Source organism: Bacillus sp. THAF10 (genome assembly GCF_009363695.1).
In the GTDB taxonomy this organism is placed as follows: Bacteria; Bacillota; Bacilli; order Bacillales; family Bacillaceae_I; genus Sutcliffiella_A.
The window spans coordinates 2124871-2136516 of the sequence record NZ_CP045403.1 but is presented as its reverse complement, the minus strand read 5'-3'; the positions used below and the strand labels follow the sequence as shown (position 1 = coordinate 2136516).

Below are 11646 nucleotides of genomic sequence, written 5' to 3'. Positions count from 1 at the left end.
AAATGTGAAAAAAATAGAAAACAGCTTTAAAAAAATGGTAAAAAAAGAGGATGTAAAACCGTTTTTCCACGATGGAATGACCATCATGTTTGGCGGATTTGGAGGAGTAGGAACACCGCCAGGACTAGTAGACCTGATTCTTGAAGCGGGTGTCAGTGACCTCACCTTAATTGGGAATGATGCAGGTTTTCCAACCATAGGAATTGGAAAAGTAGTATGCGAAGGAGCAGTAAAAAAATTGATCGCTTCTCATATTGGTTCTAATCCGGTGGCTGGTAGACTCATGACGGATAATATGCTTGAAGTAGAATTTTCACCGCAAGGCACACTGGTGGAAAGGATTCGTGCAGGAGGTGTAGGGTTAGGAGGCATTCTTGTTGATGTTGGCATCACCAATGAAATTGTTACGAAAGAAAAGACCATTCTCACTGTAAACAATTCTCCTTACATCCTTGAGTCAGCTTTGACTGCTGATGTTTCCATTATCTATGCTAAACAAGCAGATCCCTATGGGAATTTAGTGTTTGATAAAAGCGCTAGAAATACGAATCCTTTAGTGGCAATGGCAGGGACGATCACCATTGTGGAAGTAGAGGAATTTGTCCCGCTTGGATTTTTAGACCCAGAAATTATTGTCACGCCAGGAGTGTACGTAGATTATATGGTTCAAAGTGAGGGGGTCAATTGGACATGGGTTTGGGAAGAGACGTACGGAACCTCATTGCCAAAAGAGCAGCTAAAGAAATAAAAAATGGAATGGTTGTAAATCTTGGTATCGGAATTCCATCATTAGTTCCAAATCATTTACCCGAGGGATATCATGTCTTTTTCCATGCTGAAAATGGAATTTTAGGAATGGGAAGTTCGCCTAAAGCACGGCAAGAGGATGAAAATTTATGCAATGCTGCAGGATATCCCGTGACTATTACTAAAGGAGCTTCTTATTTTGATAGTGCCATGGCATTTGGCATGATTAGACGAGGAAAACTAGATGTAACCATTTTAGGCTCCTTACAAGTGAGTGAAAAAGGAGACTTAGCAAACTGGATTGTCCCAGGAAAAAGAGTTCCGGGTATGGGTGGTGCGATGGAGCTTTCGCAAAAAGCAAAAAAAGTAATCGTGTTAATGAACCATTGTGATAAATATGGAAATTCCAAAATAGTAAAAACATGTTCATTGCCTATCACCACACCCTCCTGTGTTCATATGATTATTACAGAGCTTGGGGTGATGGAAGTAACAGAAGCAGGTATCACGTTAAAAGAACTTATGCCTGAAGTTACCCTTAAAGAGATCATAGACAAAACAGATGCTAATTTTATACAAACACCATAACTCACTTAAACCTAAATTCTACCTAGAGAGAAAGACAGGTTGTCAAACTATTTTGGTGAAGGGATGGGAGAGATGAATTACTCAGAAGAGATAAAGACTTGGCTGCAAAAAAACAAAAGTAAAGCTATCAAACTTCTGCAAAAACTTGTTCAAGAAAGAAGTATATCGGGGTTTGAAAGCAGTGCCCAAGCAGTTGTGGTGGAGGCCTGCAGAGAAATCGGTTTAGAGATTGATATTTGGGAGCCAGATATAAAAGAGCTGCAAACCCATCCTAACTTTGTTTCAGCAAGAGAGACTTTTCAAGATTCTCCAAACGTCGTGGCAATCTGGCGTGGAACGGGCGGTGGGCAATCGATTATATTAAATGGGCATATCGATGTTGTACCTGAAGGGGACCTAAAACAATGGAGCCATGATCCCTACGAAGGAAAAGTAGAAGACGGTAAAGTGTTTGGGCGAGGGACCACCGATATGAAAGGTGGAAATGTTTCATTACTTATGGCAATTACTTTGTTAAAAGAGTTAGGAATCAGGTTAAAGGGAGATGTTATTTTTCAAAGCGTGATAGAAGAAGAAAGTGGTGGAGCAGGGACATTAGCTACTATCCTACGAGGGTACAAAGCAGATGCGGTATTAATTCCGGAACCGACAAATATGAAAATTTTCCCAAAACAACAAGGCTCGATGTGGTTTCGGATTTATGTAAAAGGGAAATCAGCACATGGCGGGACAAGATATGAAGGGGTAAGTGCTCTTGAAAAAGCTTTAACAGTCATCAACACAATTAAGGAACTTGAAAAGAAACGAAATCTTCGAGTGACTGATCCATTGTTTCAGCATATACCTATTCCACTTCCTATTAACATTGGAAAAATTGAGGGGGGAAGCTGGCCATCTTCCGTACCAGATTTAATTAAACTAGAAGGGCGCATTGGTGTCGGACCTCATGAAACATTAGAAGAAGTAAAAGAAGAATTCCGTCATGAACTTTCTTTACTATCTAAACATGATGATTGGTTCACTCTCCATCCTGTTCGACTTGAGTGGTTTGGTGCCCAATGGGTTCCTGGTGAAATAGAGATGAATCATTCCTTTATTAAGGTACTACAAAACAGTATAGAGAAAGTTAGGAAACAAATGGCCATTTTAGAGGCTTCTCCATGGGGAACAGATGGAGGATTGTTTTCATCCTTAATGGATACCCCCACTATTATTTTTGGTCCTGGAACAACAGAAGTTGCACACTTTCCAAATGAATACATTAGTATTGACCAAATGATGGAAGCTGCGGAAATCATCGCTTATCTGCTCATTGAATGGTGTGGGATGTCAGATGAATCTCTTCAATAAAAAATCTCCTTTTTTTTAGGGGATTTTCTTACTTTATGGCGAAATGATAAATAGGAGGGATTACATGTCAAATAAAACGGGAAGAGAAATAAATTTATTGAACGAATCCTTCTATCTGGAAGGGTACAAAGATTACTATAACAAACGCTTAAAGATTGAAGACATCAGAGGAGATCTTGTCAATATTGTTGATCAAATCAATAGAAATAAGGATTCTTATGTAGAAAAAATCATTGTTAAATCCAGATATGAACAAGTGCAAGCACTAATGGAACAGGGATTCGTATTAGAAGCAGTTGTGCCACAGTATTTTTTAGGTAGTGATATGTTCTTTCTTTGCAAATATGCTTCTATAGAAAGATATAATAGCGATAAATGGTGTGAGGAAGACGATATATTGGAGGCGGTCTACAAAAAGAAATATTCCAGTATATTAGCTGAACTGGACTCTAACTTAACCTTAAGGCTAGCAAACGAAGCGGATGCAGTGAAACTATCCACGCTATATGCCTCTGTTTTTAAAATTTATCCCGTTCCTATAGAAAATCCCGATTATATAAAACAGCAAATGAATCTTGGGACAATTTTTATGATTGTGGAACGAGGTTCAACTATTATCGCAGCAGCCTCTGCAGAAATTAATCTGACCTATATGAATGCCGAAATTACAGATTGCGCGACCTTGCCTGATAACCGAGGCGGTGGTTACATGAAACATATTATTTTAGCATTAGAAAAAGAATTAGTGAAAAAACAAATTTTTTGCAGCTATTCTATCGCGAGATCATTATCCTTTGGGATGAATGCAACCCTTCAAGCATTATCGTATTCGTATTCTGGGAGATTAAAAAACAATTGCTACATTTATAACAATATAGAAGATATGAATGTATGGAACAAAAATCTAACCAATGGCTCTGCCGATTATTCGGCATCATCTGCCGAAAGTTAGGCGGTGTAACATGATAGAGACTCAAAATTTATCAAAGGAAATGTTACGAGCAATTTTGGATGGAATTGACGAAGCGATTCATGCTGTTGATAAGGAAGGAAAGACAATTTACTATAATAAAGTAGCAGCAAGTCATGATGGAATGAATCAAGAGGAGGTGCTTGGAAAGCATATCCTCTCAGTGTTTCCCTCTTTAACGGAGGAAACGAGCACCATTTTGAAAGTGTTAAAAACCAAAAATCCCATCTATCATAAAAATCAACGCTTTGAAAATAAAAAAGGCCAGCTGGTCGAAACCGTAAACACGACTCTTCCCATTATCTACGATGGGACTATGCTAGGAGCGGTGGAAATTGCTAAGAACTATGGGCAATTGAAGACACTATCCAATAACCTGTTAGACCTTCAATCAAAAGTACTAAAGAGTGGAAAAAAAACACAAGCAAGCTCCTATACACTCACATACTCTCTACGTGATTTTCTAACCGTAGAACCTGAATGTATGCAGCTGTTAAAAGAAGTCACCATGTTTGCTAACACCTCGTTTCCAATTTTAGTCTGTGGGGAAACTGGGACTGGAAAGGAAATTATTGCACAAGGGATACATCATGCATCCCCGAGAAGGCATGCTCCATTTATCGCTCAAAACTGTGGTGCCATACCAGAAACACTTTTAGAGAGCATCCTCTTTGGTACTGCGAAGGGGAGCTATACTGGAGCAGCTGATAGGCCAGGTCTATTTGAAATGGCAGATGGCGGCTCTCTTTTCTTAGATGAAATGAACTCCATGCCAAAAGAGCTTCAAGCCAAACTTCTTCGAGTAATTGAAGATGGGTATGTTCGAAGGGTAGGTGGTACAACAGCCGTTAAAGTGGATGTTCGTATTATAACAGCCATGAATGAAATGCCGGAGAAGTGTGTGGCAGAAGGCAAGTTAAGAGAAGATCTCTTTTTCAGGCTAAATACCTGCCCTGTATATATCCCACCTTTACGTACAAGACCAGCAGATATTGATTTTTTAATCTCAAACAGATTAAAAAAACACCCAAAAATATCTATAATCCCACAAGTGCTAGACATGCTTCAATCCTATCGTTGGCCTGGTAATGTAAGAGAGCTATTAAACACCCTTGATTATCTTTTGTTAAAGGCAGAAAAAGGACAAATTACCACCAAGCATATTCCTGGAAAATTCTATACCGATAATACAGATACACTCCAACTCCGAACTAATTTGGCCCTAAGGTCAGTCTTACAGGAAACGGAAGAAGGCTTAATTAAAGAAGCAATACGTCAAGCTAATGGCAATATTATGAAAGCAGCAAAATTATTGAAAATACCTAGGCAAACACTGCAATATAAATTATCCAAAATGGAAAGTGCCAAATAACTGGCACTTTTTTTGATAACAAGTTCCCTTCTTTTTCATATAGTAAGTAATAACTAGGCTTTCGTGTAGTTGGCACGGTTATTGCATAGGTAGGTTAAGGGAGGAGATAGAAATGAAAATGGATTTATATAAGCCAGCCAAGCATTGGAAAGAGATAGAACTGTGGAAGGAAGTAACAGAGGAACAATGGAATGACTGGATCTGGCAGCTCACTAATACCATAAGAACATTAGAAGATTTAAAAAAAGTAATTAATTTAACACCTGAGGAAGAAGAAGGAGTCAAAATCTCCACAAAAACCATTCCATTAAATATCACACCATACTATGCTTCTCTCATGAATCCTGATGATCCGCGGTGTCCTATTAGAATGCAATCGGTTCCGGTGTCTAAGGAAATTTATAAAACAAAGTATGACTTGGAAGATCCGTTACATGAGGATGAGGACTCTCCAGTACCAGGATTAACACATAGATATCCCGATCGTGTGTTATTTTTAGTAACCAACCAGTGTTCCATGTATTGTCGCTATTGCACAAGAAGGAGATTCTCTGGTCAAATTGGAATGGGAGTACCAAAAAAACAATTAGATGAAGCCATTGCCTATATTGCAGCGAATGATCAAATTAGAGACTGTTTAATTTCTGGAGGTGATGGTCTACTTATTAATGACCAAATTTTAGAGTATATTCTAAAAAACCTCCGTGCTATACCGCATCTTGAAATTATCCGTATTGGCACAAGAGCACCCGTTGTTTTCCCGCAAAGGATAACAGAAAATCTATGTAATATCTTAAAAAAATACCATCCAGTATGGCTAAATACGCACTTCAATACCTCAATAGAAATTACGGAAGAGTCCAAAGAAGCATGTGAAATGCTGGTGAATGCAGGAGTGCCTGTTGGAAATCAAGCAGTTATTCTTGCAGGTATTAATGACAGCGTTCCAATTATGAAAAAACTAATGCATGACCTTGTGAAAATTCGTGTCCGGCCTTATTACATTTATCAATGTGATTTATCAGAAGGAATAGGGCATTTTCGTGCGCCAATCTCCAAAGGTCTGGAAATTATCGAGGGCTTAAGGGGACATACAAGTGGATATGCGGTTCCTACTTTTGTTGTGGATGCACCTGGTGGAGGGGGGAAAATTGCTGTTCAGCCAAATTATATCATTTCCCAAAGTGCTAACAAGGTAGTGCTCCGTAACTTTGAAGGAGTGATTACTACTTATCCAGAGCCAGAAAATTATGTGCCAGGAAGAGCAGAAGATTATTTTAGCGAAATTTATGCTGATATGGAGTCCAAACGTTCCAATATCGGAATTGCTTCCTTGATGAATGATTCGCAATTTAACCTTGTTCCAGAAGGGCTGAATCGCCTAAATCGCCGAAAAGACTATGAGTTAAATCCGAGTCACTCTTCATTAAAGGATAAAAGAGACAAACGGGATGAATTGAAGGAGAAAAAGTTTCAAGCGCAGCAGAAAAAATACACTTCCTTAGAAGAAGAGAATAAATCAGAAAGTAGTTAGGGGGATTTTATGCATACGTGCGAATGGTGTAATGGTACAAATGCAGTACCCTCCACCTGTACAGTTTATTGGGAACTTCCTGATGGCACAAAAGCCATTTCTATTTCCAAAACACCATCTGTGATGTGCCCAGACTGTGGAATGGAGTATCAGAAAGAGAGTATAACAAAGGAAATCGAGGATCAGTTGTTTTTAATAGATACAAAGAAATTAAAGGCTGTTTTGAGCTTTGAGGAATTAATGGCTCTGCCAAGATTATTAAAACGCAACTATTTTGATTTCACAAGTTAAGTCTTGCGCTATCATTTAAATCATGTAGAATGGTAGAAAAAATGGGTGGTTCAATTATGAATAAGTCCTTTTATCACTACATGATGAAATACCGTCATGCCCTTCAAAAAGATGAAATCAGTTTATTTGCAATTAATGCTTACGAGGATCATGCTTTTCCAAAAAATTCATTTGATTATCATGAAATCAGTAGTTATCTTGAAGTGAATGGACAGTACCTTGACAGCATGTCAACCTTTGATAAGGCTTGGGAATTATATAAGCAAGATATTTAGGCTGAAAAAATGCGCTCACAAAAGTGGGCGCATTTTTTGTATTTCGTACATTAAGGGGTACTTTTTGCTTTTGACCTTTGGCGATTTTCCCCTTCCTTGCATATAATACATTACTACTAAAGCCACAGGAGTAAATGGGGAGAAGTTGATATGGGAAAGAACAAAAAACCAAATAAACCAAAATACAAAATTGGCGATATTGTGGTCATCACCATCTATGGAACTGTCGGTAAAGTGACGGACATGAAGCTAATAGATGGAGCGTATGTATATGAGGTCAATTCAAGTGAAGGACTATATCAAGAAGAAACACTTGCATTCGTATCAGAGTATGAAGGCAAGGTGCTTGTGACAGAGAGATTAGACATCAAATATATGTATTTTATTGGCGACATTGTAAAGGTTGCCGGGTATGGGAAAGAGTTATTTAAAATTGTCGGCTTTCGCACAGAAATTTGGCGATATAAAGAGGATTCATGGGAAGATATTATTTATGAACTTACACGATTGTCTGATGGGGAGTGGCTAGAAGCTGGAGAAGAAGAATTAACAATGGTAGTCCACCATGAACAAGCCGAAATTCTCATTCATAAGCTGGGTTTATCCTATATGTTCAACAAAGAAAATACGAGCTTGGAGTTGTATAATCCAATGACAGGATCTAATAAACATTTCAAAAAAGAAGAATACAGTAAAGAGTATCAACGGATTATTGATGGCTTATTGGATGTTTATAATGATTACAAAGTGCTATATGATATATTTGGTGATGAGGAATACAAAGAGGTTATGAATCTTGTAATGAAAAACTTAAAGAAATACATGGATGGAAAAAAACATAGTCAATTAGAAAAATAAGGAGAACTGAAAAAGTAAATAAATAAAAAATGGTCCACATGTGACAGCAGCAATCCACACTAGTCTGTCTGAAATCTTATCTAACAAAGGTAATAATACTTCTTCGTCTCCTAATTTTTCCAGATTGGATAAATAGTTCTTCATCTTAACGACCTCCCTGAATTTTCAATGCTTGTCCTCATGTCACAATCTATGCGCGCTTAGAATAATTTATACGAACTATTTACAAAATAAAGATGGAAAACGACTATTACGATAGATTAATATAGATAATAAGACATATATAAATATAGGCTTACATAAACCTTAAAAAAGGGGTGATATTGTGAAAGAAATCGAGGTAATTATTGATACAGAGGAGATCGCCGAATTCTTTTACAATGAGCTGGTAAGGCGGGGGTATGTTCCAGCTGAAGGTGAAATAGAAGATTTGGCGGATATTATGTTCGATTATCTTCTTGAAAAATGCATCATCGATGAAGAAATAGAATAAAACTCTTCTTTACCACATTAATCACCAATATTTTCCATTAAGCGACAGGATCAAGCATCCTGTCGTTTTTTTTTGCAAAAATATAAAAAAACTTCTCTTTCGACAAAACTTGTTGTTTTTCTATGAAGGATTCGACACGGTCAATTTCTAATATTGTTATATAGATATTGGCGGAGGGGTGAAGAGAATGCTTGCACTGAAAAGAATGATGAAACTAGGAACTGGAGAGTATGATGTCACCATTATGCAGACACCAAATTACGGTGAGTCAAAAGGGTATGCTCCGATCTTCCGTTTAACAATGGAGGGAAGCAGTCACCTAGAAGCAGTGGAAAGGGTTTATAGAAAATTTAATGTAACAGACTCCATTCCAAAAGATTACCCAGGTCGTTTTATTGCAACTGGCGATATTATTATGATTGATGAAGGGACATTGGGAATATCCTATTATCGCCTTGAGTTTGGTGGATGGAAGAGAATAAATCGAGTAGTGGTCAGGTAAAGGCAGAAAAAAGTTATGGGCAAAGTTATCCTTGCCCATAACTTTTTTTACATATGATTCCCAGGGCCGTTTTTTCTCCCTTTAGCTGAATGTTCTTTTTTATGTGCTTCGTGCTCAGCCACGATTCCCTCAGGAGGTATATGATTATTCTTTTTCTGTCCGTTGACTCGATTGCGATGCTTTTTACCCATAATAGACACTCCTTTGTATTAGCTTTGCTTTTTATCACGCTTAGCAGTATGGGGCTCTGCCGTTTTCTTTTTAGTTGTATTTGTAGCATTAGCATGCTCGACAGCCTGTTCAAGTTTTTTCTTCAAAAATTTTCACCATCCAGTTGTACTGATTTCTTGCTTTTATATTTTCCGTCAAAAAAACAAATTGAATGCGCTATTTTTTAGAGAGATTCTTTTGAAACATGGGTAATATATGGTATAGTAGGTTTTGTTATAATTGACAAGGTAAGTCTTATTAGGAGGTTACAATATGAGCGTACATATTGGTGCAAAACAAGGGGAAATCGCAGAAACGATTTTACTGCCAGGAGACCCTTTGCGTGCAAAATACATTGCAGAGACATTTTTAGAAGATGCAGTTTGTTATAACGAAGTAAGAGGTATGCTTGGGTATACTGGAACGTATAAAGGTGAAAGAATCTCTGTTCAAGGTACCGGAATGGGAGTTCCTTCCATATCCATTTATGTTAACGAACTCATGAACGAGTACAACGTACAAAATTTGATTCGTGTTGGAACGTGTGGAGCGATTCAAAAAGACGTGAAGGTGCGAGATGTTATTTTAGCGATGAGCGCATCTACAGATTCCCAAATGAACCGCCTTACTTTTGGTGGAGTGGACTATGCACCTACAGCTAACTTTGAATTATTAAAGAAGGCTTATGATGTTGGAGTGGAAAAGGGTCTTAACTTAAAGGTTGGGAACGTTTTTACTGCAGATATGTTCTATAACGATAATGGTGAGCTAGAAAAATGGGCAAAATACGGAATCCTTGCAATAGAAATGGAATCTGCAGCCCTGTACACTTTGGCTGCTAAATACGGACGTAATGCATTGAGTGTTCTTACAGTAAGTGATCATATTCTTACTGGAGAAGAAACAACTTCAGAAGAGCGTCAAACGACCTTCAGTGACATGATGGAAGTAGCACTTGAAGCTGTAATAAAAAAATAATGACAACGAATACCCATAGGTGATATTGCGCCATGGGTATTTTTGTTTAGGAGGAATAAGATGCATTTTTCATTCCAACTTCAAACTGGAAAACGTGATGAATGGCAGGATATTACAAGGAGTGTCGAGGAATTGTTATTAAGATCTGGTATAAAAACTGGCATCATCACCGTGTATTGTCCTCACACAACTGCAGGGATAACAATAAACGAAAATGCGGACCCAGATGTTGTTTCTGATGTCATAATGAAACTAAATGAGGTCTATCCTTGGGAGCATCCAAACTATCAACATATGGAAGGTAACACGGCAGCACATTTAAAGGCAATGACGTTGGGGAGCTCACAGCAAATCATCGTTCAAGATGGAAAACTTGTGTTAGGAACATGGCAAGGAATTTTCTTTTGTGAATTTGACGGTCCTCGTACGAGAAAAGTGCATGTTCACATATTAAAAGGATAAACGAAGGGAAAACTTTTTACGAAAATCAGGTTTAATGGTACACTAAATGAGATGCTTCACATTCGTGGGGCTTTTATTTTTTCAGAATAATAAAAAGGTGATAGGTAATGAAAACGAAGCATTTTTCTGTCTTAATTATACTAATGCTATTAACTGGTTGCACAAATAAAATGGATCAAATCAACTGGAAGTTCTGGGAATACTTCACAAATGATACGCAAGAAGAAATAACGGATGAACCAGAAGAAAAAAACCCTGAAGAAAAACCAACCGAAGAAAACTCAGAGGATGAAAAAAATAATACATCACAACCTGAAATTCCTGAAAAAAATGAAAATCAATACGTATTAGAAGCATCCTATTTCACGGTTTTAAATGATGAGAAGGTTATCGAAAACGTAGATAATATGCTGGTCCTTGTAAACAAGCAACAATCATTACCTGCCGATTATGTTCCAAAGGATTTAACCATTCCAGATGTACCATTTTCCTTTGAAGGGGATTATGAAAAGAAGTACATGCGAGAAGAAGCAGCTAGGGCGCTTGAACAATTGTTTCAAGCTGCACAAGCTGAAAATGTAGAAATTTTTGCTGTTTCTGGTTATCGCTCCTATGAAACCCAATATGGTATTTATAACTCCTATATAAAAAAATGGGGGGAAAAGAAAACAAATGCAGTTTCTGCAATTCCTGGACATAGTGAGCACCAAACTGGCCTCTCAATGGATATTTCTAGCAGGAGTGCAGCACTTGATTTAACAGAAGAGTTTGGAAAGACCCCTGAAGGAAAATGGGTGAAAGAACATGCAAGTAAGCATGGTTTTATTATTCGTTATCCTGAAGAGGGAGAACCAATTACAGGGTATCAATATGAGCCATGGCATTTACGCTATGTAGGAAAAGAAGTTGCAGCGTACATCCATGAGAATAACTTAACGCTAGAAGAGTTTTTTGACCGAGCAGTTAAACAATAATGAGTGTCAACGTTTACCTCCCCAATAGGATTTTGGGGAGGT

Annotated in this window: 16 protein-coding genes; 14 read left to right on the top strand and 2 right to left on the bottom strand. The window is 37.8% G+C overall.

The window, feature by feature from the left end; translation table 11 throughout:
• The first annotated feature begins 4 nt into the window (after window positions 1-4).
• The 9 genes from FIU87_RS11125 to FIU87_RS11085 all read left to right on the top strand — a co-directional run bounded on the left by FIU87_RS11125 (window position 5) and on the right by FIU87_RS11085 (window position 7985).
• The gene (locus tag FIU87_RS11125) at window positions 5-748 is read left to right on the top strand and encodes a CoA transferase subunit A (protein WP_172971034.1); all 744 of its coding nucleotides are present in this window, start codon (window positions 5-7) and stop codon (window positions 746-748) included.
• Window positions 691-1335 carry a 3-oxoacid CoA-transferase subunit B gene (locus FIU87_RS11120; RefSeq protein ID WP_152444660.1) on the top strand — a complete coding sequence of 215 codons (645 nt, stop codon included), beginning with the start codon at window positions 691-693 and terminating at the stop codon, window positions 1333-1335. Before FIU87_RS11125 ends, FIU87_RS11120 begins: the two co-directional genes overlap by 58 nt.
• Before the next feature lie 72 nt (window positions 1336-1407).
• Entirely contained in the window at window positions 1408-2685 is a 1278-nt protein-coding gene (locus tag FIU87_RS11115) for a peptidase (protein WP_152446517.1), read from the top strand.
• A gap of 64 nt (window positions 2686-2749) precedes the next feature.
• The gene (gene ablB, locus FIU87_RS11110) at window positions 2750-3637 is read left to right on the top strand and encodes a putative beta-lysine N-acetyltransferase (protein WP_172971033.1); all 888 of its coding nucleotides are present in this window, start codon (window positions 2750-2752) and stop codon (window positions 3635-3637) included.
• Between the two features lie 10 nt (window positions 3638-3647).
• Window positions 3648-5027 (top strand): sigma-54 interaction domain-containing protein, encoded by a 1380-nt coding sequence (locus FIU87_RS11105; RefSeq protein ID WP_152444658.1) that lies wholly within the window; start codon window positions 3648-3650, stop codon window positions 5025-5027.
• 112 nt (window positions 5028-5139) lie between these two features.
• On the top strand, window positions 5140-6561 hold the full coding sequence (gene ablA / locus FIU87_RS11100; RefSeq protein ID WP_152444657.1) for a lysine 2,3-aminomutase: 1422 nt from the start codon (window positions 5140-5142) through the stop codon (window positions 6559-6561).
• A 9-nt stretch (window positions 6562-6570) separates the two neighbouring features.
• A complete protein-coding gene (locus FIU87_RS11095; RefSeq protein WP_152444656.1) occupies window positions 6571-6852 on the top strand; it encodes a YokU family protein in 282 nt (93 codons plus the stop codon).
• Window positions 6853-6908: 56 nt separating this feature from the next.
• Window positions 6909-7127 carry a YozE family protein gene (locus FIU87_RS11090; RefSeq protein ID WP_152444655.1) on the top strand — a complete coding sequence of 73 codons (219 nt, stop codon included), beginning with the start codon at window positions 6909-6911 and terminating at the stop codon, window positions 7125-7127.
• A 150-nt stretch (window positions 7128-7277) separates the two neighbouring features.
• Entirely contained in the window at window positions 7278-7985 is a 708-nt protein-coding gene (locus FIU87_RS11085) for a hypothetical protein (protein ID WP_152444654.1), read from the top strand.
• Here FIU87_RS11085 and FIU87_RS21045 read toward each other — a convergent pair.
• Window positions 7974-8129: a hypothetical protein gene (locus FIU87_RS21045; RefSeq protein ID WP_172971032.1), complete on the bottom strand. Its 156-nt coding sequence runs from the start codon at window positions 8127-8129 to the stop codon at window positions 7974-7976. The two genes, FIU87_RS11085 and FIU87_RS21045, sit on opposite strands and share 12 nt — an antisense overlap.
• Window positions 8130-8310: 181 nt before the next feature.
• Here FIU87_RS21045 and FIU87_RS11080 point away from each other — a divergent pair, with 181 nt between their 5' ends.
• Together FIU87_RS11080 and FIU87_RS11075 are read left to right on the top strand one after the other, a co-directional pair.
• Window positions 8311-8478: a YozD family protein gene (locus tag FIU87_RS11080; RefSeq protein WP_152444653.1), complete on the top strand. Its 168-nt coding sequence runs from the start codon at window positions 8311-8313 to the stop codon at window positions 8476-8478.
• 187 nt (window positions 8479-8665) lie between these two features.
• Window positions 8666-8980, top strand: a complete 315-nt coding sequence (locus FIU87_RS11075; protein WP_152444652.1) for a YodL domain-containing protein — start codon at window positions 8666-8668, stop codon at window positions 8978-8980.
• A gap of 47 nt (window positions 8981-9027) precedes the next feature.
• Here the strand turns inward: FIU87_RS11075 and FIU87_RS21040 are convergent, their stop codons facing one another.
• A complete protein-coding gene (locus FIU87_RS21040) occupies window positions 9028-9171 on the bottom strand; it encodes a hypothetical protein (protein ID WP_172971031.1) in 144 nt (47 codons plus the stop codon).
• A gap of 292 nt (window positions 9172-9463) precedes the next feature.
• Between FIU87_RS21040 and deoD the strand changes: the two genes are divergently transcribed.
• The 3 genes from deoD (at window position 9464) to FIU87_RS11060 (ending at window position 11604) form a co-directional block, all read left to right on the top strand.
• Window positions 9464-10168, top strand: coding sequence for a purine-nucleoside phosphorylase (gene deoD / locus FIU87_RS11070; RefSeq protein ID WP_152444651.1), 705 nt, complete (start codon window positions 9464-9466; stop codon window positions 10166-10168).
• A gap of 60 nt (window positions 10169-10228) precedes the next feature.
• The gene (locus tag FIU87_RS11065; protein ID WP_152444650.1) at window positions 10229-10630 is read left to right on the top strand and encodes a secondary thiamine-phosphate synthase enzyme YjbQ; all 402 of its coding nucleotides are present in this window, start codon (window positions 10229-10231) and stop codon (window positions 10628-10630) included.
• A 107-nt stretch (window positions 10631-10737) separates the two neighbouring features.
• Window positions 10738-11604: a M15 family metallopeptidase gene (locus FIU87_RS11060; RefSeq protein ID WP_152444649.1), complete on the top strand. Its 867-nt coding sequence runs from the start codon at window positions 10738-10740 to the stop codon at window positions 11602-11604.
• The last annotated feature ends 42 nt before the right edge of the window (window positions 11605-11646 follow it).